Annotated in this window: 38 protein-coding genes; all 38 read right to left on the bottom strand. The window is 33.3% G+C overall.

The genetic code is table 11. The annotated features are described in order from the left end of the window. Positions 1-66: 66 nt before the first annotated feature. The 38 genes from cwlD to rpsJ all read right to left on the bottom strand — a co-directional run bounded on the left by cwlD (position 67) and on the right by rpsJ (position 21,005). Positions 67-702: an N-acetylmuramoyl-L-alanine amidase CwlD gene (gene cwlD, locus V7Q02_RS11120; protein ID WP_333861107.1), complete on the bottom strand. Its 636-nt coding sequence runs from the start codon at positions 700-702 to the stop codon at positions 67-69. A gap of 363 nt (positions 703-1,065) precedes the next feature. Next, the gene (gene rpsI, locus V7Q02_RS11115) at positions 1,066-1,458 is read right to left on the bottom strand and encodes a 30S ribosomal protein S9 (protein WP_011988838.1); all 393 of its coding nucleotides are present in this window, start codon (positions 1,456-1,458) and stop codon (positions 1,066-1,068) included. Between the two features lie 24 nt (positions 1,459-1,482). Next, complete coding sequence (gene rplM, locus V7Q02_RS11110) at positions 1,483-1,917, bottom strand: 50S ribosomal protein L13 (RefSeq protein WP_333861087.1); 435 nt, start codon at positions 1,915-1,917, stop codon at positions 1,483-1,485. Between the two features lie 179 nt (positions 1,918-2,096). Further along, positions 2,097-2,831: a tRNA pseudouridine(38-40) synthase TruA gene (gene truA, locus V7Q02_RS11105; RefSeq protein WP_333861086.1), complete on the bottom strand. Its 735-nt coding sequence runs from the start codon at positions 2,829-2,831 to the stop codon at positions 2,097-2,099. Next, positions 2,828-3,640: an energy-coupling factor transporter transmembrane component T family protein gene (locus tag V7Q02_RS11100; protein WP_333861085.1), complete on the bottom strand. Its 813-nt coding sequence runs from the start codon at positions 3,638-3,640 to the stop codon at positions 2,828-2,830. Before V7Q02_RS11100 ends, truA begins: the two co-directional genes overlap by 4 nt. A 12-nt stretch (positions 3,641-3,652) precedes the next feature. Continuing rightward, positions 3,653-4,507 (bottom strand): energy-coupling factor transporter ATPase, encoded by an 855-nt coding sequence (locus V7Q02_RS11095; RefSeq protein WP_333861084.1) that lies wholly within the window; start codon positions 4,505-4,507, stop codon positions 3,653-3,655. Further along, entirely contained in the window at positions 4,492-5,337 is an 846-nt protein-coding gene (locus V7Q02_RS11090; protein ID WP_333861083.1) for an energy-coupling factor transporter ATPase, read from the bottom strand. Before V7Q02_RS11090 ends, V7Q02_RS11095 begins: the two co-directional genes overlap by 16 nt. A 118-nt stretch (positions 5,338-5,455) precedes the next feature. After that, positions 5,456-5,797: a 50S ribosomal protein L17 gene (gene rplQ / locus V7Q02_RS11085; protein ID WP_333861081.1), complete on the bottom strand. Its 342-nt coding sequence runs from the start codon at positions 5,795-5,797 to the stop codon at positions 5,456-5,458. A gap of 46 nt (positions 5,798-5,843) precedes the next feature. After that, a complete protein-coding gene (locus V7Q02_RS11080; RefSeq protein WP_333861079.1) occupies positions 5,844-6,791 on the bottom strand; it encodes a DNA-directed RNA polymerase subunit alpha in 948 nt (315 codons plus the stop codon). A 65-nt stretch (positions 6,792-6,856) separates the two neighbouring features. Beyond that, the gene (gene rpsD / locus V7Q02_RS11075) at positions 6,857-7,477 is read right to left on the bottom strand and encodes a 30S ribosomal protein S4 (protein ID WP_333861078.1); all 621 of its coding nucleotides are present in this window, start codon (positions 7,475-7,477) and stop codon (positions 6,857-6,859) included. A 22-nt stretch (positions 7,478-7,499) separates the two neighbouring features. Then, positions 7,500-7,898: a 30S ribosomal protein S11 gene (gene rpsK / locus V7Q02_RS11070; protein ID WP_011988829.1), complete on the bottom strand. Its 399-nt coding sequence runs from the start codon at positions 7,896-7,898 to the stop codon at positions 7,500-7,502. Between the two features lie 23 nt (positions 7,899-7,921). Then, positions 7,922-8,293 (bottom strand): 30S ribosomal protein S13, encoded by a 372-nt coding sequence (gene rpsM / locus V7Q02_RS11065; RefSeq protein WP_011988828.1) that lies wholly within the window; start codon positions 8,291-8,293, stop codon positions 7,922-7,924. 186 nt (positions 8,294-8,479) lie between these two features. Continuing rightward, the gene (gene rpmJ, locus V7Q02_RS11060; protein ID WP_011988827.1) at positions 8,480-8,593 is read right to left on the bottom strand and encodes a 50S ribosomal protein L36; all 114 of its coding nucleotides are present in this window, start codon (positions 8,591-8,593) and stop codon (positions 8,480-8,482) included. 18 nt (positions 8,594-8,611) lie between these two features. Next, positions 8,612-8,830, bottom strand: coding sequence for a translation initiation factor IF-1 (gene infA / locus V7Q02_RS11055; RefSeq protein ID WP_011988826.1), 219 nt, complete (start codon positions 8,828-8,830; stop codon positions 8,612-8,614). Positions 8,831-8,931: 101 nt separating this feature from the next. Further along, complete coding sequence (gene map / locus V7Q02_RS11050; protein WP_333861077.1) at positions 8,932-9,681, bottom strand: type I methionyl aminopeptidase; 750 nt, start codon at positions 9,679-9,681, stop codon at positions 8,932-8,934. Continuing rightward, a complete protein-coding gene (locus V7Q02_RS11045; protein WP_333861076.1) occupies positions 9,678-10,331 on the bottom strand; it encodes an adenylate kinase in 654 nt (217 codons plus the stop codon). The genes map and V7Q02_RS11045 overlap by 4 nt, the downstream gene beginning before the upstream one ends. A gap of 21 nt (positions 10,332-10,352) precedes the next feature. Further along, the gene (gene secY, locus V7Q02_RS11040) at positions 10,353-11,633 is read right to left on the bottom strand and encodes a preprotein translocase subunit SecY (RefSeq protein WP_333861075.1); all 1,281 of its coding nucleotides are present in this window, start codon (positions 11,631-11,633) and stop codon (positions 10,353-10,355) included. Between the two features lies 1 nt (position 11,634). After that, positions 11,635-12,075: a 50S ribosomal protein L15 gene (rplO, locus tag V7Q02_RS11035; RefSeq protein WP_333861073.1), complete on the bottom strand. Its 441-nt coding sequence runs from the start codon at positions 12,073-12,075 to the stop codon at positions 11,635-11,637. A 23-nt stretch (positions 12,076-12,098) separates the two neighbouring features. After that, a complete protein-coding gene (gene rpmD / locus V7Q02_RS11030; RefSeq protein WP_333861072.1) occupies positions 12,099-12,278 on the bottom strand; it encodes a 50S ribosomal protein L30 in 180 nt (59 codons plus the stop codon). Positions 12,279-12,290: 12 nt separating this feature from the next. After that, a complete protein-coding gene (gene rpsE, locus V7Q02_RS11025; protein ID WP_333861071.1) occupies positions 12,291-12,788 on the bottom strand; it encodes a 30S ribosomal protein S5 in 498 nt (165 codons plus the stop codon). A 17-nt stretch (positions 12,789-12,805) separates the two neighbouring features. Further along, a complete protein-coding gene (rplR, locus tag V7Q02_RS11020; protein ID WP_333861070.1) occupies positions 12,806-13,165 on the bottom strand; it encodes a 50S ribosomal protein L18 in 360 nt (119 codons plus the stop codon). Between the two features lie 18 nt (positions 13,166-13,183). Further along, positions 13,184-13,726: a 50S ribosomal protein L6 gene (gene rplF, locus V7Q02_RS11015; RefSeq protein ID WP_333861069.1), complete on the bottom strand. Its 543-nt coding sequence runs from the start codon at positions 13,724-13,726 to the stop codon at positions 13,184-13,186. Between the two features lie 76 nt (positions 13,727-13,802). Continuing rightward, entirely contained in the window at positions 13,803-14,201 is a 399-nt protein-coding gene (gene rpsH / locus V7Q02_RS11010) for a 30S ribosomal protein S8 (RefSeq protein WP_333861068.1), read from the bottom strand. A 32-nt stretch (positions 14,202-14,233) separates the two neighbouring features. Continuing rightward, positions 14,234-14,419 (bottom strand): type Z 30S ribosomal protein S14, encoded by a 186-nt coding sequence (locus V7Q02_RS11005; protein WP_011988816.1) that lies wholly within the window; start codon positions 14,417-14,419, stop codon positions 14,234-14,236. A gap of 12 nt (positions 14,420-14,431) precedes the next feature. Next, on the bottom strand, positions 14,432-14,977 hold the full coding sequence (rplE, locus tag V7Q02_RS11000; protein WP_333861067.1) for a 50S ribosomal protein L5: 546 nt from the start codon (positions 14,975-14,977) through the stop codon (positions 14,432-14,434). A 23-nt stretch (positions 14,978-15,000) separates the two neighbouring features. Further along, positions 15,001-15,318, bottom strand: a complete 318-nt coding sequence (gene rplX / locus V7Q02_RS10995; protein ID WP_333861066.1) for a 50S ribosomal protein L24 — start codon at positions 15,316-15,318, stop codon at positions 15,001-15,003. Between the two features lie 18 nt (positions 15,319-15,336). Further along, positions 15,337-15,705 carry a 50S ribosomal protein L14 gene (rplN, locus tag V7Q02_RS10990; RefSeq protein WP_011988813.1) on the bottom strand — a complete coding sequence of 123 codons (369 nt, stop codon included), beginning with the start codon at positions 15,703-15,705 and terminating at the stop codon, positions 15,337-15,339. A gap of 25 nt (positions 15,706-15,730) precedes the next feature. After that, entirely contained in the window at positions 15,731-15,985 is a 255-nt protein-coding gene (gene rpsQ / locus V7Q02_RS10985; protein ID WP_333861065.1) for a 30S ribosomal protein S17, read from the bottom strand. Between the two features lie 19 nt (positions 15,986-16,004). Continuing rightward, positions 16,005-16,220 (bottom strand): 50S ribosomal protein L29, encoded by a 216-nt coding sequence (gene rpmC / locus V7Q02_RS10980; protein ID WP_333861106.1) that lies wholly within the window; start codon positions 16,218-16,220, stop codon positions 16,005-16,007. Continuing rightward, positions 16,210-16,653, bottom strand: a complete 444-nt coding sequence (gene rplP, locus V7Q02_RS10975; RefSeq protein WP_333861064.1) for a 50S ribosomal protein L16 — start codon at positions 16,651-16,653, stop codon at positions 16,210-16,212. Before rplP ends, rpmC begins: the two co-directional genes overlap by 11 nt. A 17-nt stretch (positions 16,654-16,670) precedes the next feature. Continuing rightward, positions 16,671-17,342 carry a 30S ribosomal protein S3 gene (gene rpsC, locus V7Q02_RS10970; RefSeq protein WP_333861063.1) on the bottom strand — a complete coding sequence of 224 codons (672 nt, stop codon included), beginning with the start codon at positions 17,340-17,342 and terminating at the stop codon, positions 16,671-16,673. A gap of 15 nt (positions 17,343-17,357) precedes the next feature. After that, positions 17,358-17,693: a 50S ribosomal protein L22 gene (gene rplV, locus V7Q02_RS10965; protein ID WP_333861062.1), complete on the bottom strand. Its 336-nt coding sequence runs from the start codon at positions 17,691-17,693 to the stop codon at positions 17,358-17,360. A 23-nt stretch (positions 17,694-17,716) separates the two neighbouring features. After that, positions 17,717-18,004: a 30S ribosomal protein S19 gene (gene rpsS / locus V7Q02_RS10960; protein WP_333861061.1), complete on the bottom strand. Its 288-nt coding sequence runs from the start codon at positions 18,002-18,004 to the stop codon at positions 17,717-17,719. A gap of 136 nt (positions 18,005-18,140) precedes the next feature. Then, positions 18,141-18,974 carry a 50S ribosomal protein L2 gene (gene rplB, locus V7Q02_RS10955; protein WP_333861060.1) on the bottom strand — a complete coding sequence of 278 codons (834 nt, stop codon included), beginning with the start codon at positions 18,972-18,974 and terminating at the stop codon, positions 18,141-18,143. A 58-nt stretch (positions 18,975-19,032) separates the two neighbouring features. Further along, positions 19,033-19,329, bottom strand: coding sequence for a 50S ribosomal protein L23 (gene rplW / locus V7Q02_RS10950; protein WP_333861059.1), 297 nt, complete (start codon positions 19,327-19,329; stop codon positions 19,033-19,035). Next, positions 19,329-19,949 (bottom strand): 50S ribosomal protein L4, encoded by a 621-nt coding sequence (gene rplD, locus V7Q02_RS10945; RefSeq protein WP_333861058.1) that lies wholly within the window; start codon positions 19,947-19,949, stop codon positions 19,329-19,331. Before rplD ends, rplW begins: the two co-directional genes overlap by 1 nt. A 24-nt stretch (positions 19,950-19,973) precedes the next feature. After that, positions 19,974-20,603, bottom strand: a complete 630-nt coding sequence (rplC, locus tag V7Q02_RS10940; RefSeq protein ID WP_333861057.1) for a 50S ribosomal protein L3 — start codon at positions 20,601-20,603, stop codon at positions 19,974-19,976. 90 nt (positions 20,604-20,693) lie between these two features. Continuing rightward, positions 20,694-21,005, bottom strand: coding sequence for a 30S ribosomal protein S10 (gene rpsJ / locus V7Q02_RS10935; protein WP_431732549.1), 312 nt, complete (start codon positions 21,003-21,005; stop codon positions 20,694-20,696). Positions 21,006-21,429: the final 424 nt, after the last annotated feature.

The following is a 21,429-nucleotide window of genomic DNA, read 5'->3' as shown; positions in this document are numbered from 1 at the left end:
TGCAGTTACCCATATTTAAGTACTGCAGTATTATTTTTCAGAATTACAAGGGAACATCTTCAGCCCTTAATTTAAAGAATAGTATTCATTAATAGACTTTTCTATACATTCTGCTATTTTATCTTGATATTCATTTTTTAATAATTTATCCTTTTCTCCGGCATTGGATAAAAAACCACATTCTATTAATACTGAAGGCATATGATCTTTGCATCTTAATACTTTATAAGAATCAAATGCTGCTTTTTCTTTTCTGTTATTGTTATTATCTAAATCATTAACCAAATTTTTTTGAAGAATAGCAGCAAGTTTCCTGCTATTTTCATTTTTAGAATACCACACTTGAGCACCGTAATACTTAGATTGAGGAAACATATTTAAATGTATGCTTATAAACATATTGCACTTAGAATCCTCTTTTAACTTACATCTATTATCCAGATCTTCTATCTTTTTCTTTCTTATTCTGCCGTCATCTGTATAAAGACCTTTATCGTCATATCGTGTCATAACTACTTTATATCCTTTTTTTAGTAATTTGTCCTTAAGTTTGTTACTTATTTTTAAATTTATGTCCTTTTCCATTATACCATCCTTTGACACGGCTCCACTGTCTATTCCACCATGTCCTGGATCCAACAGTACTGTAATATTTTTTTTATCCACAGCTTTAACAATGTTACTGTCTAATCCTAATGGTATACATATATTATTTAATACAAAAATAACTACTAATGTTAAAATAATATTGAATACAAAATTTATATTTTTTCTCTTCAAAAAACTCACTCCCTATAATTATTTCAACACATATATTTTTGCCTAATGACTTAAAAGTTATTAATCTATTTTTATAATTCAAATTTATATACTAAAAAATAACAAGCCAGGATCAAAATGATACAGGCTTATTATATTACTTTATTTGCCGAATTATTTCTATAATATACCACAAAAAAGGATGTCTCCTAGGGAACTTCCCCCTTTGAAAACATCCTTTTAATATACAATATCTTTGTTCCATACCACTAACAAAAAATAAAGATTTCCTATTAATATGCAAACTTATCTCTTTGAGAACTGTGGTGCCCTTCTTGCTTTTTTCAATCCATACTTCTTTCTTTCCTTCATTCTTGGATCCCTTGTTAAAAATCCAGCTTTTTTAAGTTCCAGTCTCAAATTTTCATCTGCTTTTAAAAGAGCTCTTGATATTCCATGTCTTATAGCTCCTGCCTGACCAGTAAATCCTCCTCCATGAACATTTACCAGTACATCAAATTTCCCATTTGTTGAAGTTAAAACTAGGGGTTGATTAACTATAACCCTTAATGTCTCCAATCCAAAATATTCCTCTATACTTCTCTTATTTATAGTTATCTTGCCTTCACCTGGAACAAGTCTAACTCTTGCTATTGATTTTTTTCTTCTACCCGTACCAAAATATTGAACTTTAGCCATTTTTATCCTCCTTTCAGCTTTAACCTAATATTTTAACTCTAATACTACCGGCTTTTGAGCTTCATTATTGTGCTCAGCACCTCTGTATACTTTTAATTTCTTCAACATTTTTCTTCCCAATACTCCTTTTGGAAGCATTCTTCTCACAGCCTCTTCAAATACAAACTCTGGTTTTTTGTTTAAAGCTTCTCTATAGGGAGTTTCCTTTAACCCACCTGGATATAATGAATGATGTCTCAGCATCTTTTGATCTAATTTTTTACCAGTTAGAAGTACCTTTTCGGAATTTATTACTATTACAAAGTCACCTGTATCTACATGTGGTGTAAATATAGGCTTATGTTTACCTCTTAACACTGAAGCAACCTGACTTGCCACTCTTCCGAGGGGTTTTCCGGCAGCATCAACAACATACCATTTTCTTTCAATCTGTTCAGCTTTTGCTATATATGATTTCATGGCTTTCCCGTTACACAAATTAACGGTTTTCAACTCCTCTCTTATCTATCCTTTTACACAAATCAAATTTATAAAACTTGAATATATTCATTCTCTATATAAAGATCCGGGGCTAATGAATCCTCTATACTCAAAATACAAACATTTATATTATAATACAATGCTCCTGGCGTGTCAATCTAATAAAATACTTTTTCCAAGCAGAGTCCTTTGGCAGGTACAGGCTTTCCGGCATTTGATCTATCCTTAGACTCTAATATATCTTTTACATACTCCACGCTAAATCTCCCAAGTCCAACTTCCAAAAGGGTACCTACTATTATCCTAACCATATTATACAAGAATCCATCTCCAACAATATTGAATCTAATCAAATTCTCTTTTTTCGAGACAGTCAGTTTTTGTATAGTTCTGATAGGAGATTTCACTGAACTCCCCTTTTTTTGAAATGCAGAAAAATCATGAGTTCCTATAAAATACCCACATGAATTTTTTATTTTCTCTATATCTAACTTTCTTTTAAAATAATACACATATTGCCGTCCAATAACTGGTGGTCTATCCCCTGTTACTATAGTATAACTATATTCTTTACCTGTTGTAAAATATCTAGAATGAAAACTATTATCCATTTCCTTTGAATCTAATACAGCTATATCTTCTGGTAACGCTGTGTTCAATACCATTTTTATATTTGAAGCAGGTACCTTACTATTAGTAAAAAAATTACATACAAATCCCCTGGCATGCACACCTGCATCTGTTCTGCTGGAACCTATAATTTTTGAAAATTCACCTGTAACTTTTTTAATTGCTTCCTCTAACCTCTGTTGAACAGTAATTGCATTATCTTGCCTCTGCCAACCAGAATAATTTGTACCATCGTATTCTATAACTAATTTTATGTTTTTCACTTTCCCCACCATATTCTACTCAATATAGAAATACAGACTAATGCTAAAGTACACAAAGAAGCTATAAAATCTTTATTACTCAATTTTAATTCTTTCATTCTAGTTCGACCATCCCCTCCTCTGTAACATCTGGCTTCCATGGCCATAGCTAATTCATCAGCTCTTCTAAAAGAACTTATAAAAAGCGGAACTAAAATAGGAACTAAATTTTTAGCTTTCTGTATGAGATTCCCTGATTCTAAATCTGCCCCTCTTGCAATTTGTGCTTTCATTATTTTATCTGTTTCATCCATTAAAGTAGGTATAAATCTCAATGCTATAGTCATCATCATAGCTAATTCGTGAGAAGGTACTCCTATTTTGCTTACTGGCTTTAAGAGTTTTTCTATTCCATCAGTTAATTCAATAGGAGAAGTAGTTAATGTTAGTAGTGACGTTCCTATAATTAAAAACACAAGCCTTAATGCCATAAATGCAGCCATAATAAGCCCTTCTCTATACACTACTAAGAATTTCCACTTGAACAAAGGGGGATTAGCTCCTCCAGTCATAAATATATTTAATATTGCAGTTATAAGAACTAATATAAATATAGGTCTAAGCCCTTTATATATATATGTAAATTGCACCCTAGATACAAGTATTGAAACCAAAGTAAATACTACTATAAATATATATCCTCTAAAACTATTTATTATAAATAAATCCACAATGTATATTAAAGATATTAATATCTTAACTCTTGGATCTAATTTATGTATAAAAGAATCACCAGGTACATATTGGCCTATTGTAATGTCTTTAATCATTTCATAGCTCCCCTAACCTTTATTTAATAATCTAAGTATTTCTTCTTTTGCCTGTTCTATAGTAAATATGTCTTCTGATATATTTATTCCTTTATCCCTAAGTTTTTTTGCCATATAAGTTACCTGTGGTACTGCAAGTCCCACACTCTCTAAAGTATTAATTTCTTTAAACACTTGTGCCGGAGTCCCATCGATTATACACTTTCCGTTATGCATTACAATTATTCTATCTGCAAGTTTAGCTACATCTTCCATACTGTGAGAAACCAATATTATCGTCAATTTATACTCTTTTTGCAAGTTTTTTATTTCTCCCAGAATATCATCTCTACCTTTGGGATCAAGACCTGCCGTAGGCTCATCTAATATAAGAACTCTAGGTTCCATAGCAACTACACCTGCTATAGCTACTCTTCTTTTTTGCCCTCCACTTAAATCAAAAGGGGATCTATCTTTATATTCATCATATTTTAGGCCAACCATATCCATGGCTCTTTTTACTCTATTATTTATGTCATCATCGTTTAATCCCAAATTTCTAGGACCAAAAGCAATGTCTTTTTCTATAGTTTCTTCAAATAGTTGATATTCCGGATATTGAAATACAAGTCCTACTTTTTTTCTTATAAAATTTAAATTAATTTTCTTTTCAGTTATGTCTACTCCATCTACTATTATCCTTCCTGAATTTGGCTTCAACAGCCCATTTATGTGCTGTATTAATGTTGATTTTCCTGAACCCGTATGTCCTATTAGAGCAACAAACTCCCCATCTTCAATTTCAATATTTACATCATCTAGTGCTTTCTTTTCAAAAGGCGAATTTTTCATATATATATGAGTCAAATTTTCTATTTTAATCGACATAATTCACTCACCATCTCATCTATAGTTAATATATCAGATCTTATATCCACTCCATTAGCTTTAAGTTCATAGGCCAATTCTGTCATCTGCGGTACATCAAGTCCCATATCTTTCATTTCACGTACCTTGCTGAATATTCTTCTTGGAGTACCCTCCATTATAATTTTTCCCTCATCCATTACAATTATTCTATCTGCTTCTACTGCCTCTTCCATATAATGTGTAATTAAAATTACCGTCATATTGTATTTACCATTGATTTCTTTTATAGTATTCATTACTTCCCGTCGGCCTGAAGGATCCAACATAGCAGTAGATTCATCAAATATTATACAATCCGGCCGCATAGCAAGCACCCCCGCTATAGCCACCCGCTGCTTTTGACCACCTGAAAGTAAATGTGGCGCATATCTTTTATATTCTTGCATATTTACTCTCTTTAAACAATCATCAACCCTTAACCTTATTTCTTCAGGAAGAACTCCTAAATTCTCTGGTCCAAAAGCTACATCCTCTTCTACAATAGTAGCAACTATTTGATTATCTGGATTTTGAAAAACCATTCCTGCTTTATTCCTTATATTCCATATGTTCTTTTCATCACACGTATCAAGACCTTCTACATAAACTTTTCCACCTGTGGGAATCAAAAGAACATTCATGTGTTTAGCTATGGTAGATTTTCCTGAGCCATTCCTTCCAAGAATTACAAGAAATTCCCCTTTTTTTACTTCAAAAGTAACATGATCTACAGCTAATTTTGAACTTCCATTCTCAGTATCTTCATATTTATAACTTACATCTTTGCATAATATCATACTTTTATCCATAGAAAACACCTCTTTAATTTAACAAGATAGAATCCACTTAAGTTTTAAATTCCCCAGTAAAACTGCCTTTATTCTATACAAAAACAGGGTTAAGCTAGCTTTACTTAACCCTTAAATTTTATACTAACTCTAATATAGCTAACTCTGCTCCGTCTCCTCTTCTTGGTCCTATCTTATACATTCTGGTATAACCACCATTTCTTTCTGCATATTTAGGAGCTATATTTGTAAATAAATTTTTTACAACTTCCTCCTCAGTTACAAAAGAAAGTACCTGTCTTCTAGAATGAAGATCTCCTCTCTTCGCAAGAGTAATCATCTTCTCAGCTAAGCTTCTAGCTTCCTTTGCTCTCGTTACCGTTGTCTGTACTTTTCCGTGCTTTAAAAAACTAGTAACTAGATTTCTTAACATAGCTCTTCTGTGATCAGATGGAAGTCCTAACTTACGATTTTGTGCCATTTATATCCCTCCTTACTACATGTATATATTCCGTTCTATATAATTATTAATCTTCGTTTTGTTTTAGTGATAATCCCAGTGTATCCAGCTTTTGCTCAACTTCTTCCAGAGATTTTTTACCCAAATTTCTAACTTTCATCATATCATCCATAGTTCTCTCGGTTAATTCTTGTACTGTGTTTATTCCAGCTCTCTTTAAACAATTGTAACTTCTTACAGAAAGATCCAATTCTTCTATAGCCATTTCAAGAACCTTTTCTTTTTTATCTTCTTCTTTTTCTACCATTATTTCAACATTATTAGCATGATCTGTAAGAGTCATGAATAATTTAAAATGTTCTATAAGAATCTTAGCTGATAAACTTACAGCTTCATCTGGCAATATAGTACCATTAGTCCAGACTTCCAGAGATAACTTATCATAATCTGTTATTTGGCCGACTCTTGTATTCTCCACATTGAAATTTACTCTTCTAATAGGAGTATATATAGAATCTACCGGAATTGTGCCTATAGGCATATCTTCAAATTTATTTCTCCTTTGAGAAACATATCCTCTTCCTCCATTAACAGTTATTTCCATGTATAACCTGCTGTTTTCATCTAAAGTAGCTATATGTAGCTCTTTATTGACTATTTCAACATCACCATCAGTTTTTATATCTCCTGCAACAACCTCTCCTGGTCCCTGTACATCTATATATATAGTTTTAGTACCATCGCCATTCATTTTTAAGGCCAGTTCTTTTATATTTAAAATTAACTCTGAGACATCTTCTTTTACTCCACGAACAGTCGAAAATTCATGAAGTACGCCATCTATTTTAACATGGCTGGCAGCAACTCCTGGAAGGGAAGAAAGGAGAATTCTTCTAAGAGCATTTCCAAGAGTAATACCGTAACCTCTTTCCAAAGGCTCTACTACAAACTTACCATAATTACAATCTTCACTAGTTTCAACACATTCTATTTTGGGTTTTTCTATTTCTAACATGAATATAACCCTCCTTCTATTTATCTAATAATGTATCTCCTGAGGGCAACTGATTCCATAATTAATTACTTACTATACAACTCTACAATCAATGTTTCGTTAACCGGAACATCTATTTCTTCTCTCATAGGTTCTCTAATAACTCTTCCTTCAAAATTTTCCACATTTCCTTCTAACCAACTTGGTAAAGTTTTTGGATTCTCTGCAAAAGTTTTAAATTTTTCTGATGATTTACTAGAATCTTTTACAGTTATAGTATCATTTACTGATACTTTGAAAGAAGGAATATTCACCTTTCTTCCGTTAACCTTGAAATGTCCATGAGTTACCAATTGTCTAGCCTCTGTTCTTGACTGGCCATAGCCTAATTTATAAACTACATTGTCAAGTCTTGTTTCCAATAGAACCAACAAATTTTCACCTGTTATACCTTTTTTTCTGTCAGCTTTATCATAATATTTTCTAAACTGCTTTTCTAATAAGCCGTATATTCTTTTGGATTTCTGTTTTTCTCTTAATTGTAAACCATAATTGGATATTTTTTTTCTTCCCTGTCCATGTTGCCCCGGTGCATAGCCTCTTCTCGAAAATCCACATTTATCTGTATAACATCTATCTCCTTTAAGAAATAATTTTAAACCTTCTCTTCTGCAGAGTCTACATACCGCTCCAGTATATTTTGCCATTAAATTTTACACCTCCTATTAACTAAACTCTTCTTCTCTTTGGTGGTCTACATCCATTGTGTGGTATTGGAGTAACATCTTTAATTAAAGTAACTTCAAGTCCTGCTGCTTGAAGTGATCTTATTGCCGCCTCTCTGCCAGAACCCGGTCCCTTGACATATACTTCAATACTTTTTAGTCCATGTTCCATAGCTGCTTTAGCTGATGTTTCAGCTGCCATTTGTGCTGCAAATGGAGTACTTTTCCTAGAGCCTCTAAAGCCTAAGCCGCCTGCACTAGCCCAGGATAAAGTATTTCCAGCAGCGTCTGTAATTGTAACTATTGAGTTATTAAATGTTGATCTAATATGTGCACAACCATGTTCAACATTCTTTCTTTCCTTTTTCCTTCTAGTTGTTCTTTTAACTCTTCCAGCTGCCATCTTTTTCCCTCCTTATAAATAAATTATTTAGATTTTTTCTTAGCTCCTACAAGTTTTTTAGGTCCTTTTCTAGTTCTCGCATTAGTTTTTGTTTTTTGTCCTCTAACTGGAAGACCTTTCCTATGCCTTATACCTCTATATGATCCTATTTCTATTAGTCTCTTTATATTAAGTGCCACTTCTCTTCTTAAGTCACCCTCGATTTTAAGATTTTTTATATAATTTCTTAAAAGATTAACTTCTTCTTCTGTCAAATCTTTAACTCTGGTATCTGAATTAACTCCTGTTTCCTTCAAGATTTTTTGAGAAGTAGGCAATCCTATGCCATATATATAGGTTAAACCTATTTCAACTCTTTTTTCTTTTGGTAGGTCAATACCTGCTATTCTTGCCATTAAAATTTACACCTCCTGATTATATAATCTGTAGCATTAAGTTTGTTTATTATATAAAGTTTTAAAGCCAACAGAATATCTACTATCCTGTTGCAGCCGCACTTTAAAACATATTCACTTTATAAATTGTAAAAACGTAATTTCATCTAAAAAATTATTAAATATCTATCCAAAATTTGTAATAGCCTAACCTTGTTTCTGCTTATGTCTAGGATTTTCACAGATAACCATTACTCTTCCTTTTCTTTTTATAATTTTACATTTCTCACATATAGGCTTAACTGACGGCCTCACTTTCATAGCTAACCCTCCTTAAAATTACTTTGCTCTCCAGGTTATTCTCCCACGAGTTAAATCATAAGGAGAAAGTTCTACTGTAACTTTATCGCCTGGTAATATCCTTATAAAATTCATTCTTAATTTGCCAGATATATGTGCTAATATTTTATGTCCGCTTTCCAATTCTACTTCAAACATTGCATTAGGTAAAGCTTCTAAAACCGTACCTTGCATTTCAATAACGTCGTCTTTTGACATAAGGTAATCAAACCTCCTTATTATTGTTGGCTTCAAAAACTTTTCACTTCAAATTTAATATCAACCAACAGCATATTAACACTTTAATTAAAGTCAATATTCTATATTAAAGTCAATAGCTCTGGACCATTATCCAAAATAACTATGGTATTTTCATAATGAGCTGATAAACTTCTGTCCATAGTAACAACAGTCCAATTATTAGATTGTATGTTTACATTATACCTTCCTACATTCACCATAGGTTCTATAGCCAATGTCATACCTCTCACAAGTTTCGGTCCTCTGCCCGGTCTACCATAATTAGGTATTTCAGGTTCTTCATGCATGTTACTGCCAATACCATGACCTACATAATCTCTAACTACAGAAAATCCAAAGCTTTCCACATATTCCTGAACAGCAACAGATATATCAGTTAATCTATTTCCTAATACTGCCTTTTCAACACCTTTAAAAAAACTTTTTTGTGTCACTTCAATTAACTTTTCTGCTTCAGGTGAAATTTTGCCAACCGCAAAGGTTCTTGCTGCATCTCCATGATATCCATCCAATACTGCTCCACAATCAACACTTATTATATCGCCTTCTCTTAAAATTTTGCTTTTAGATGGAATTCCATGAACTACTTCCTCATTAACAGAAGTGCATATAGAAGCAGGAAAGCCATAGTATCCTTTAAATGATGGTCTCCCATTATGTTTTATTATATACTTCTCTGCAATTCTGTCCAATTCTTTAGTAGTTATTCCTGGTTTTACTGCATTTTCAACTTCTAACAGTACCTCACCTACAAGTCTACCCGCACATCTCATAAGCTCAATTTCCCTGTCCGTTTTAATTATTATCATTTACAAACAGCTCCCAGAACACTTTTTGCTCTTTGAAAAACCTGCTCTATTTCTCCACTTCCATCTATAGTTGAAATTACACCTTGTTCTTTATAATAGCTAATTAAAGGCTCCGTTTGCTTTTCATATACATCCAATCTATCCTTAACAGTAGATTCTGTATCATCTTTTCTTTGTATAATGTCATTATTACATACATCACACTTGCCTTTCAGTTTAGGAGGATTAAATTTCACATGGTAACTTGCACCGCAAGATGGGCAAATTCTCCTCCCTGTCATTCTATCAAAAATTAATTCTTTAGGAACATCTATAAGTAAAACCACGTCTATTTTATTATCATTTTCATTCAAAAAAGAATCCAAAGCTTCAGCTTGATACACAGTTCTCGGAAAGCCATCTAATAAAAATCCACTTTTACAATCATCTTCACTCAATCTGTCCTTAACTATGTTTATAGTAACTTCATCAGGCACTAACTGGCCCTTATCCAAATATTCCTTGGCTTCAATTCCCAGAGGAGTCTTATCTGAAATATTTTTTCTAAAAATATCACCTGTAGATATATGAGGTATGGAATACTCTTCACTGATAAATTTGGCTTGAGTTCCCTTTCCTGCTCCTGGAGGACCTAATAAAATTATTTTCATCTATACCATCCCCAAACTTTTTTAATTCAAAAATCCATGATAATGACGTACCAGTAGCTGTGACTTCAATTGTCTTACCGTTTCAATAGCAACATTTACTATAATAAGCAATCCTGTTCCACCAAAATATATACCTTTAAAATTAGTATAAGTTTCAGCTAATATAGGAGATATCGCTATTATTCCAGCAAATGCTCCTCCTAAAACCGCCACTCGTGCTAGAACCCTCTCTATAAATATAGCTGTGGGTTCTCCAGGTCTTATTCCTGGAATAAATCCAGAGGACTTATTCATATTCTCAGCCATTTCTTCCGGTTTCATTGTCACTTCTGTATAAAACCATGTAAAGAAAATGGTTAACAGAAAATAAAATACTGGATATTGCCAATTACTCTCCTTAAATGGACTAAATGAACTTGCCGTTACAAATTGATTAAAAGCAGAATTAGGCCAAAATTGACCTATGGTCGTTGGAAATTGCATGACAGATATAGCAAATATAATTCCAATAACAGCTGCACCATTTACATTAATAGGAATATGTGTTGACTGTCCTTTATACATTCTTCCTGCATTAGTTTTACCTGCATACTGTATGGGAATCCTTCGTTCCGATAAACTCATAGCCACTACTGCCACAAATAATAATATTATCACTGCTATAAATCCTATTGTCTCCACAAAATTAACTATTTCTACTTCTTGAAGCTTTAACATTCCTGATACCGCAGATGGAAACCTGGAAATAATATTCACAAATATTATGAGCGAGATTCCATTGCCTATACCATGTTCTGTTATTTTATCTCCAAGCCACATAAGAAAAGTTGATGCTGTAGTCACTGTAAATATTATCATAAATATACTTAATTTATTTCCAGGTTCCACAAGAGCACCTGCTCTACTTATTAAAGCATATATACTAAATCCCTGAATTACTCCAAGAGGTATGGAGGCATACCTAGTATATTCTTGTATTTTCTTTCTTCCCTCTTCTCCCTCTTTAGACAATTGCTCTAAACGAGGTACTGCAACAGTAAGAAGCTGCATTATGATGGAAGAATTAATGAATGGAATAACTCCCATAGCAAATATACTGAATCTGCTAAATGCACCTCCTGATAAGAGATCGTAAAATCCTAGTAATGAACCACTACCAGTTAATTCTGTCAACTTGGAAGTATCTATCCCCGGAACAGCAATAAAATTTCCTACCCTGAAAATTATCACCATAAATAATGTAAACAATATTCTCTTCCTTAGTTCTGGAACCTTCCAAGCACCACGCAAGGTTGATAGCATATTATATCACCTCTACTTTTCCTCCAGCTGCTTCTATTTTCTGTGCTGCAGTTTTTGTAAATTTAACTGCTTTTACTGTAAGCTTTTTTTGCAATTCACCATTTCCAAGTATTTTTAAACCATCTTTAGATTTTCTAATCATCCTTTTCTCCAGCAATAATTCTGGTGTAATCTCTGTTCCATCTTCGAATATATTTAATCTTTCAACATTTAATTCAGAATACTGCTTTGCAAATATATTAGTAAATCCTCTTTTTGGAACTCTTCTATAAAGTGGCATTTGTCCGCCTTCAAATCCTATTCTTACTCCCCCACCAGCTCTAGCTTTTTGTCCTTTTTCACCTTTTCCAGCATTTCTTCCAAGTCCTGATCCAGTACCTCTACCAACTCTTTTACGCGACTTTCTGGATCCTTCTGCTGGTTTTAACTCATGAAGTTTCATATTAAACTTACACCTCCCTTGTACTATACTTCTTCTACTTCTAAAAGATAGCTAACTTTTTTAATCATGCCTTTTATTTGAGGGTTATCCTCATGTTCTACAACTTTTCCTATTTTTCTCAGTCCTAGAGCATTAACAGTGGCAATATGATCTTTCTTTCTTCCTATTAAACTTTTTTTCAAAGTTATTTTAAGTTTAGCCAAAGATATTCCCTCCTAACCTAAAATCTCTTCGACAGTTTTACCTCTAAGACTAGCTATATGTTCTGCTGTCTTTAGTTTTGACAAACCATCAATGGTAGCATTTACCATATTTCTTGGATTATTAGAGCCAACAGACTTTGCTCTAACGTCCTTCAATCCTGAAAGTTCAAGAACTGCTCTTGAAGGGCCTCCTGCTATAATTCCAGTTCCCTCAGGAGCTGTCATTATAAATACTTTTCCTGTTCCAAACTGACCAGTTATATTATGCGGTACTGTAGTTCCAACTATTGGAACCTCAATTAAATTCTTCTTTGCATCTTCTATTCCTTTTCTAATTGCTTCAGGTATTTCTATAGACTTTCCAGTTCCTACACCTACATGGCCATTCTCATCTCCAACTACAACTAGGGCGCTGAATCTAAAATTTCTACCACCTTTAACAACCTTAGCAACTCTGTTTATAAATACAACTTTTTCTTTAAGATTTAAAGTGCTAGGATCGATCCTCATTTATTTCCCTCCTTATTTTAGAACTGTAATCCACCTTCTCTTGCTGCTTCTGCAAGATTTTGTACTCTCCCGTGATATATATATCCGCCTCTATCAAAAACTACTTTTTTAATTCCTTTTTCAATAGCTCTGTCAGCTATAATTTTACCAACAACTTTTGCTGCTTCCTTATTACTTCCATTACCTTCAAAATTCTTATCTATACTTGAAGCAGAAACTAGAGTTATTCCCTTTATATCATCTATTATCTGAGCATATATATTTTTTTCACTTCTATATACTGAAAGTCTTGGTACCTCACTAGTTCCAAAAATTTTCCTACGAACTCTTAGATGACGTTTTTTTCTCAGCTTTTTCTTATCATATTTTTTAAACATGAAACTCACTCCTTTCTACTACTTCTTACCTGTTTTTCCTTCTTTACGTCTTATAACTTCATTATCATATTTGATCCCTTTTCCTTTATAAGGTTCAGGTTTTCTCCAAGATCTTATATCTGCTGCGACATTTCCAACCAGTTCCTTATCAATGCCCTTTACTACAACTTTTGTAGCAGCTGGCGTTTCAAAAGTTACTCCTTCAACCGCTTCTATCTCAACTGGATGAGAAAATCCTAAATTCATAACTAATTTTTTCCCCTGCAATTGAGCCCTATATCCTACGCCAATCAGCTCCAATGTTTTTGAATATCCTTCTGTTACGCCCACAACCATATTATTTATTAATGCTCTAGTTAATCCATGAAGGGATCTAGATCTCTTTTCATCATCATTTCTCGTAACTATTACTGAATTATTTTCAACAGCAATATTAATATCTTTTGCCATAGCTTTCACAAGCTGACCCTTGCTTCCTTTTACAGTAACCACATTATCTGGTGTCACAGTAAAAGTAACCCCAGCTGGAATAGCTATTGGAAGTTTTCCTATTCTTGACATAATTACACCTCCTGTACTCCTCGTTTAGCAATAAATATACTTTATATCTTTTATAAATTTTATAATATACCTACAACTACCATATGTAGCAAAGTACTTCTCCGCCCACTCCTAACTTTCTCGCCTCTCTATCTGTAACAATTCCTTTAGAAGTGGATATTATTGCAATTCCCAGTCCATTTAAAACTTTAGGAATTTCTTCTTTTCTGCAATAAACTCTTAATCCAGGCTTAGATATCCTTTTAAGTCCAGTTATAACTCTCTCTTTGTTTTTACCATATTTCATTGAAAGTCTTATCATATTAACAGAACCATCTTTATATTCCTCTAAATTTTTTATATACCCTTCCTGAAGCATTATGTTTAATACTGCCTTTTTAATAGTTGAAGAAGGTACTTCTACTATTTCATGTCTAACAACATTGGCATTTCTTATACGTGTAAGTAAATCTGCTATAGGATCAGTCATTACCATTGATTGTGCCTCCTTTCATCAATAACTAATAATTACCAACTTGCTTTTTTACAACCAGGTATCTCACCTTTATATGCTAATTCTCTAAAACATATACGACATATGCCATATTTTTTTAATACAGCATGAGGTCTTCCACATATTCTACATCTTGTATAAGCTTTAGTTGCATATTTAGGTGTCTTTTTCCATTTTTCTATTAAAGCTTTACGTGCCACATTTTTCCCTCCTTATTTTTGAGCAAATGGCATTCCAAATAATCTCAATAACTCTTTTGCTTCCTCATCAGTATTGGCAGTAGTAACAAAAACTATATCCATACCTCTAACTTTATCTATCTTATCATATTCTATCTCGGGAAATATTAATTGTTCTTTAATTCCTAATGAATAATTTCCTCTACCATCAAAAGATTTATCGGATACTCCCGAAAAATCCCTAACTCTTGGTAATGCAACATTCATTAGTTTATCTGCAAATTCGTACATATATTGCTTTCTCAAAGTGACTTTACACCCTATGGCCATATTTTCTCTTAATTTAAAATTTGCTATAGATTTCTTGGCTCTAGTGAGCACTGGCTTCTGCCCTGTAATTATAGTTAAATCACTAACCGCTGATTCTAAGACTTTTGGATTATCTTTAGCTTCTCCCACACCCATATTTATAACTATCTTCTCAAGTTTTGGTGCTTGCATTACATTTTTATAGCCAAATTTCTCCATCAATGCTGGAACTACTTCTTTTTTATACTTTTCCTGTAATCTTAAACTCATCCTTTGGGCCTCCTTTCAAAGATTTATAGTGTTTCTCCGCACTTTTTACATACTCTAACTTTTGTTCCGTCTTCTAATATTTTATGACTTATCCTAGTCACATTTTTACACTTTTCACAATACAGCATTACTTTTGAACTATATATTGCAGCTTCCTTACGAATTATGCCGCCTTCCATGTTTTGCTTATTGGGCTTTTGATGTTTTGACACTATATTAATGTCCTTAACCACAATTTTGCCCACTTTAGGAATTACAGTTAAAACTTCTCCTGTTTTACCTTTATCTTTTCCTGAAATAACCATTACGGTATCCTTTTTTCTAACATGTACTTTTGCCATTGCAGCCACCTCCTTACTTTATAGAACTTCAGGTGCTAATGATAATATTTTTGTAAAATCTTTATCCCTTAGTTCTCTTGCAACCGGTCCAAAGATACGCGTTCCTCTCGGTTGTTTATCTTCCTTTATTATAACAGCAGCATTCTCATCAAATTTTATATATGAACCATCTGTTCTTCTTAAGCCTCTTGCAGATCTAACAATAACAGCTTTTACAACTTCTCCTTTTTTAACAACACCGCCTGGTGTTGCACTTTTAACGCTAGCAACTATTATATCACCAATGTTTCCCCATTTTCTCTTAGATCCACCTAAAACTCTTATACACATAATTTCCTTGGCGCCAGAATTATCTGCAACTTTCAATAATGTCTGTTGCTGAATCATTAAAAACACCCTCCTTTCAGCTATACTATTTAGCTTTTTCTACTATTTCTACAAGCCTCCATCTTTTATCTTTTGATAAAGGTCTAGTTTCCATTATTAATACTTTATCATTATTTCTTGCTTCATTATTTTCATCATGGGCTTTAAATTTACTAGTCTTTTTAATTATTTTACCATATAGTGGATGACGAACTTTATTCTCAACTGCCACCACTATAGTTTTATCCATCTTATCAGAAGTAACTGTTCCTATTCTTGTCTTTCTATATCCTCTTTCCACGAATAAACCTCCTTTCAAACTATTGTTCAAACGCCCTTAGCTCTTCTTCTCTAAGGATGGTCTTAATTTGGGCTATAGATTTTTTAACTTCTCTTATTCTCATCGGATTCTCCAACTGGCCTGTTGCCAATTGAAACCTTAAATTAAATAATTCCGATTTAAGATCTTGTACCTTTGCCTGTAAGTCTTGAGGGCTACTACCTTTTCTTAGTTCCTGTAATTCTTTAGCCTTCATCGCTTTCACCACCCACTTCTTCAAAATCTCTTTTTGTCACGAATTTAGTTTTTATAGGTAATTTGTGTGATGCAAGTCTCATTGCTTCTCTGGCTGTCTCCTCTGGCACACCTGATAATTCAAACAGTATTCTGCCTGGTTTAACAACTGCTACCCAATATTCCGGTGAACCCTTACCAGAACCCATACGTGTTTCTGCAGGTTTTTCTGTAACAGGCTTATCAGGAAAAATTTTTATCCAAAGTTTTCCTCCCCTTTTAATATATCTATTTATAGCTATTCTGGCTGATTCTATCTGATTATTTGTTATCCATGCACATTCTGTAGCCTGTATAGCGTAATCTCCATATGCTATAGAATTACCCCTTGTAGCTTTGCCTTTCATTCTACCTCGTTGTACCTTACGATGCTTCACTTTCTTAGGCATTAACATATGTTATTCCTCCTTCCCTATGCTTTAGCTTCTTCCTTATTCTCAATAGGTTTTTTTACTGGAAGCACTTCTCCTTTATATACCCACACCTTTACTCCTATTTTACCGTATGTGGTATCCGCTTCTGCAAACCCATAATCTATATCGGCTCTCAAAGTCTGTAGTGGAATTGTTCCTTCATGGTAAGATTCTGATCTTGCTATTTCAGCACCGCCAAGTCTTCCTGAACATGTAGTTTTAACTCCTTTAACTCCTGATTTCATTGCCCTTTGTATTGTCTGTTTCATTGCTCTTCTAAAAGAAATCCTTTTTTCAAGTTGCAATGCTATATTTTCTGCCATAAGTTGAGCATCAGCCTCCGCTACCTTTACCTCAACTATATTTATAAGTATAACCTTGTCTGGAACTATTTTTTTCAATTCTGTTTTCAAAGCTTCAATTCCTTGGCCGCCTTTTCCTATTATCATTCCAGGCTTAGCTGTAAATATATTTAATTTAATTCTTTTAGCTGCCCTTTCAATTTGAATCTTTGAAATTCCAGCTACAGCGCCTCTTTTCTTTACAAATTTTCTAATCTTATTATCTTCAATTAGATTATCTGCAAAATTTTTTTTATCTGCATACCATTTGGCATCCCATTCTTTAATTATACCAACCCTTAAGCCGTGCGGATGTACTTTTTGTCCCATCTGTTTCCCTCCTTCTTACTCTCTTTCCTTAACTATTAAAGTTATATGACTACTTCTTTTATTAATTCTAAAAGCCCTTCCTTGAGCATGTGGTTGAAATCTTTTTAATGTAGGTCCCTCACAAGCATATGCTTCTGAAATATACAAAGTATCTCTATTTAAATCCAAATTATTTTCTGCATTAGCAACTGCTGACTTTAAAAGTTTATTAACTACTACAGCCGCATCTCTTGGAGTATATTTCAATATGGCAAAAGCTTCATTTACATTTTTACCTCTCACCAAATTAAGTACAACTCCTACTTTCATTGAGGACATTCTTACATATTTAGCTATAGCTTTAGCTTCCATCTTACCTATTCCCTCCTTTCAAACTATCTAGAAACACGAGTTGTTTTTTCAGTTTTATCAACGTGTCCCCTATATGTTCTAGTTAATGCAAACTCTCCCAATTTGTGTCCTACCATATCTTCTGATATATATACAGGAACATGTTTCCTTCCATCATGCACTGCTATAGTATGACCTATCATCTGAGGAAATATAGTTGAACTTCGTGACCAAGTTTTTATAACTTTTTTCTCACCTTTTTTATTTAACTCATTTATCTTCTTTAAAAGTGATTCTTGGACAAACGGTCCTTTTTTTACTGATCTACTCACTTTTTAGCCTCCTTTCATGAAATATATCAATATAAAACCTTACTAAATTCACATAAAAATAATTTATCTCTATTATAATAGTATAAATTCAATCTTTTCACTTAAACCAACGAAGAGAATATATATTCTCTTCAAATTACTTTTTATTCCTTCTCTTAATTATGAATTTATCTGAATACTTCTTGTTCTTCCTGGTCTTTAATCCTAATGCAGGTTTACCCCATGGAGTAAGTGGCCCCGGATGTCCTACCGGTGATTTTCCTTCTCCACCACCATGTGGATGGTCATTAGGATTCATTACTGAACCTCTAACTGTAGGTCTTATTCCCATATGTCTTTTTCTACCTGCTTTACCTATGTTAATTATTTCATGTGTTAAATTTGAAACTGTTCCTATTGTTGCTCTACATTCTATTCTTACATATCTCACTTCACCACTTGGAAGTCTCAATGTAGCATATTTACCTTCTTTGGCCATAAGCTGAGCTGATGTCCCTGCAGATCTCACAAGTTGGCCTCCCTTTCCTGCCTGTAATTCTATATTGTGAATTGTCGTACCTACAGGTATATTAACAATTGGAAGACAATTTCCTACCTTTATATCTGACTCTGCACCTGATACTATAACATCGCCAACCTTTAACCCAACTGGAGCTATTATATATCTTTTTTCACCATCTGCATACGTCACAAGAGCTATAAATGCTGATCTGTTAGGATCATATTCTATAGTTGATACCTTTGCTGGTATTCCATCTTTATTTCTTTTAAAATCTATTATTCTATATTTTCGTTTTGCTCCGCCACCTATATGACGAACTGTTATTTTACCGTGAGCATTTCTACCACCACTTCTTTTTAAAGCTACAAGAAGTGACTTCTCTGGTGTATCTGTAGTTATTTCTTCAAATGTATTTACAGTCATATGTCTTCTTGAAGGTGTGGTAGGTTTAAATCCCTTAACTGCCATAATCGGTATTCCCTCCTTTTTTCGCTTATCTGGACTTCTCCAATAACTGCTTTATCTATTATTGTATTCCTTCAAAAAATTCTATTGTATTACTTTCCTCTGTAAGTTTAACAATAGCTTTTTTATAATCTGGTCTTTTTCCTATATGGACACCCACTCTTTTTTTCTTTCCTTTATATCTTGATGTATTTACAGTTTCAACAGTTACTCCAAATACATCCTCAATAGCTCTCTTTATCATTGACTTATTGGCACGTATATCAACTATAAAGGTGTATTTTTTTTCATTCATAGCGGCCATACTTTTTTCCGTTATAACAGGCCTTCTTATGATATCATAATTGGTATATTTCATTATGCATACACCTCCTCAATTTTTGATACAGCATCCTTAGTTATTATAAGCTTATCAAACTTTAATAAATCATATACGTTTAAATTATTAACAGGAATTACTGATACTCCCTGTATATTCCTTGCTGACTTATATACATTTTGGTTTGATTCTGCTGTAACAATTAATGTTTTTTTTGCTTTAAAAGCGTCTAATATTTTTACCATTTCTTTTGTTTTTGGAGCATTCATCTCTAAATTTTCAAGAACTATCATCTCATTTTCTTCAACTTTACTTGATAGAGCAGATTTCATAGCTAATCTTTTTGCCGATTTAGGAACTGAAATCCTATAACTTCTAGGCTTAACTGCAAAAACTACACCACCATGAATCCATTGAGGTGATCTTATAGAACCCTGTCTTGCTCTACCAGTACCCTTTTGTCTCCAAGGCTTGATTCCACCTCCGGAAACTTCAGCTCTAGTTTTTGCTGACTGTGTTCCCTGTCTCTTATTGGCAAGTAACGCTACAACTACTTGGTGCATAACATATTGATTTACTTCAACTCCAAATACTTTGTCTGACAACTCAAAATCTGTAATTTTTTGACCTTCTTTATTAAATAATCCTACTATAGGCATTCTGTATCCTCCTTTCTAATAAAATTAAGCCTTAACCGTATCTTTTATTGATACAAAACTCTTGTTTGGGCCTGGTACTCCACCCTTTATTAAAATAATATTTTTTTCAGGAATAACTTTTGCAACCTGTAAATTTAATACAGTAGTATTTTTATTTCCCATATGTCCTGGCATTTTCTTATTTTTAAAAGTCCTTGATGGATCAGAAGAAGCTCCCATAGAACCAACAGCCCTATGAAATTTTGAACCATGGGACATAGGACCTCTTTGAGCATTCCATCTTCTTATTACTCCTTGGAATCCCTTACCTTTGGAGATACCAGATACATCAATCCTATCTCCTTCTGCAAAAATATCTGCTTTTATTTCTTGCCCTATTTCATATTCATCTATATTATCGAGTTTAAATTCTTTTAAAAATCTTTTCAGTGAAACTCCCGATTTTGCAAAATGACCTTTTAATGGTTTATTTACAAGTTTTTCTCTTATATCCCCAAAACCAATCTGTATAGATTTATAACCGTCTTTTTCCTCAGTCTTCTTTTGTACCACTACACAAGGACCTGCCTCAATTACTGTGACAGGAATCACTTTACCATTTTCATTAAATATCTGGGTCATGCCCAACTTTTTACCTAATATAGCTTTTTTCATTTACATACACCTCCTAAACATATTAGCGGATCGTTTAAAATAAACGGTCATAATAGTTAGTAATAATAATTTATTACAATAACAACATTTTTATAATTTTATCTCAATATCGACACCTGCCGGTAAATCCAGTCTCATTAAAGCATCAACAGTTTTTGGGGATGGACTTATTATATCTATAAGTCTCTTATGAGTTCTTATCTCAAATTGCTCCCTTGAATCTTTATATTTATGTGGGGCTCTTAGAATTGTAACCACATCTTTTTCTGTAGGTAACGGCACAGGTCCTGCTACCTTTGCTCCTGTAGACTTGGCAGTTTCAACTATCTTTTCAGATGATTGATCAAGTATGGTATGATCGAAAGCTTTCAGCCTTATTCTTATTTTTTGTTTTGCCATTATTTTTTTCCCTCCTTTTCATGCACGCTATACTTCTTACGTACAACAGCGGATATATTCTATAAACTGTTCCAGGCGTTTCATGTATTTTCACGCAAATAACAGGTTATAAAATAACCGTCGCCTAGTTCAAGACTTTGGCATACTCAGTCAAGAATTACCCGGAAGCCCGGCAACCTCTCGCCTCATCGCTGTTATAACCTCACAACTTCTTAAGTATACACTAAATTCTTATTTCTGACAAGTAAAAATTTATACTTTTAAATAGGTAAACAAATTGTATTAATCAAAAATTAATTTGTTGAATTAAGGAAAGAGCTGCCTCTTTCCTTTTCATGAAAACACATCTACACTTTTGAATTTTCATATGCTTAATTATTCAGATACTGTAGTAACAACACCTGAACCAACTGTTCTGCCGCCTTCT

The organism is Clostridium sp. (assembly GCF_036781005.1).
GTDB lineage: Bacteria > Bacillota > Clostridia > Clostridiales > Clostridiaceae > Clostridium_B.
The sequence above is the reverse complement of the archived record's forward strand: the minus strand, read 5'-3'. Positions and strand labels throughout refer to the sequence as shown.

Excerpts from the sequence above, each read along its gene's own strand:
- rpsI (WP_011988838.1), bottom strand. The coding sequence starts at position 1,458 with ATGGCTAAAGTTCAATATTTTGGTACGGGTAGAAGAAAAAAATCAATA.
- rplM (WP_333861087.1), bottom strand. The coding sequence starts at position 1,917 with ATGAAATCATATATAGCAAAAGCTGAACAGATTGAAAGAAAATGGTAT.
- V7Q02_RS11100 (WP_333861085.1), bottom strand. The coding sequence starts at position 3,640 with ATGATTAAAGACATTACAATAGGCCAATATGTACCTGGTGATTCTTTT.
- V7Q02_RS11095 (WP_333861084.1), bottom strand. The coding sequence starts at position 4,507 with ATGTCGATTAAAATAGAAAATTTGACTCATATATATATGAAAAATTCG.
- V7Q02_RS11090 (WP_333861083.1), bottom strand. The coding sequence starts at position 5,337 with ATGGATAAAAGTATGATATTATGCAAAGATGTAAGTTATAAATATGAA.
- rplQ (WP_333861081.1), bottom strand. The coding sequence starts at position 5,797 with ATGGCACAAAATCGTAAGTTAGGACTTCCATCTGATCACAGAAGAGCT.
- V7Q02_RS11080 (WP_333861079.1), bottom strand. The coding sequence starts at position 6,791 with ATGTTAGAAATAGAAAAACCCAAAATAGAATGTGTTGAAACTAGTGAA.
- rpsD (WP_333861078.1), bottom strand. The coding sequence starts at position 7,477 with ATGGCAAAATATACTGGAGCGGTATGTAGACTCTGCAGAAGAGAAGGT.
- rpsK (WP_011988829.1), bottom strand. The coding sequence starts at position 7,898 with ATGGCAGCTGGAAGAGTTAAAAGAACAACTAGAAGGAAAAAGGAAAGA.
- rpsM (WP_011988828.1), bottom strand. The coding sequence starts at position 8,293 with ATGGCAAGAATAGCAGGTATTGACCTACCAAAAGAAAAAAGAGTTGAA.
- rpmJ (WP_011988827.1), bottom strand. The coding sequence starts at position 8,593 with ATGAAAGTGAGGCCGTCAGTTAAGCCTATATGTGAGAAATGTAAAATT.
- infA (WP_011988826.1), bottom strand. The coding sequence starts at position 8,830 with ATGTCAAAAGACGACGTTATTGAAATGCAAGGTACGGTTTTAGAAGCT.
- map (WP_333861077.1), bottom strand. The coding sequence starts at position 9,681 with ATGATAATAATTAAAACGGACAGGGAAATTGAGCTTATGAGATGTGCG.
- V7Q02_RS11045 (WP_333861076.1), bottom strand. The coding sequence starts at position 10,331 with ATGAAAATAATTTTATTAGGTCCTCCAGGAGCAGGAAAGGGAACTCAA.
- secY (WP_333861075.1), bottom strand. The coding sequence starts at position 11,633 with ATGCTATCAACCTTGCGTGGTGCTTGGAAGGTTCCAGAACTAAGGAAG.
- rplO (WP_333861073.1), bottom strand. The coding sequence starts at position 12,075 with ATGAAACTTCATGAGTTAAAACCAGCAGAAGGATCCAGAAAGTCGCGT.
- rpsE (WP_333861071.1), bottom strand. The coding sequence starts at position 12,788 with ATGAGGATCGATCCTAGCACTTTAAATCTTAAAGAAAAAGTTGTATTT.
- rplR (WP_333861070.1), bottom strand. The coding sequence starts at position 13,165 with ATGTTTAAAAAATATGATAAGAAAAAGCTGAGAAAAAAACGTCATCTA.
- rplF (WP_333861069.1), bottom strand. The coding sequence starts at position 13,726 with ATGTCAAGAATAGGAAAACTTCCAATAGCTATTCCAGCTGGGGTTACT.
- rpsH (WP_333861068.1), bottom strand. The coding sequence starts at position 14,201 with ATGGTAATGACTGATCCTATAGCAGATTTACTTACACGTATAAGAAAT.
- rplE (WP_333861067.1), bottom strand. The coding sequence starts at position 14,977 with ATGAGTTTAAGATTACAGGAAAAGTATAAAAAAGAAGTAGTTCCAGCA.
- rplX (WP_333861066.1), bottom strand. The coding sequence starts at position 15,318 with ATGGCAAAAGTACATGTTAGAAAAAAGGATACCGTAATGGTTATTTCA.
- rplN (WP_011988813.1), bottom strand. The coding sequence starts at position 15,705 with ATGATTCAGCAACAGACATTATTGAAAGTTGCAGATAATTCTGGCGCC.
- rpmC (WP_333861106.1), bottom strand. The coding sequence starts at position 16,220 with ATGAAGGCTAAAGAATTACAGGAACTAAGAAAAGGTAGTAGCCCTCAA.
- rplP (WP_333861064.1), bottom strand. The coding sequence starts at position 16,653 with ATGTTAATGCCTAAGAAAGTGAAGCATCGTAAGGTACAACGAGGTAGA.
- rpsC (WP_333861063.1), bottom strand. The coding sequence starts at position 17,342 with ATGGGACAAAAAGTACATCCGCACGGCTTAAGGGTTGGTATAATTAAA.
- rplV (WP_333861062.1), bottom strand. The coding sequence starts at position 17,693 with ATGGAAGCTAAAGCTATAGCTAAATATGTAAGAATGTCCTCAATGAAA.
- rplB (WP_333861060.1), bottom strand. The coding sequence starts at position 18,974 with ATGGCAGTTAAGGGATTTAAACCTACCACACCTTCAAGAAGACATATG.
- rplW (WP_333861059.1), bottom strand. The coding sequence starts at position 19,329 with ATGAAATATACCAATTATGATATCATAAGAAGGCCTGTTATAACGGAA.
- rplD (WP_333861058.1), bottom strand. The coding sequence starts at position 19,949 with ATGCCTATAGTAGGATTATTTAATAAAGAAGGTCAAAAAATTACAGAT.
- rplC (WP_333861057.1), bottom strand. The coding sequence starts at position 20,603 with ATGAAAAAAGCTATATTAGGTAAAAAGTTGGGCATGACCCAGATATTT.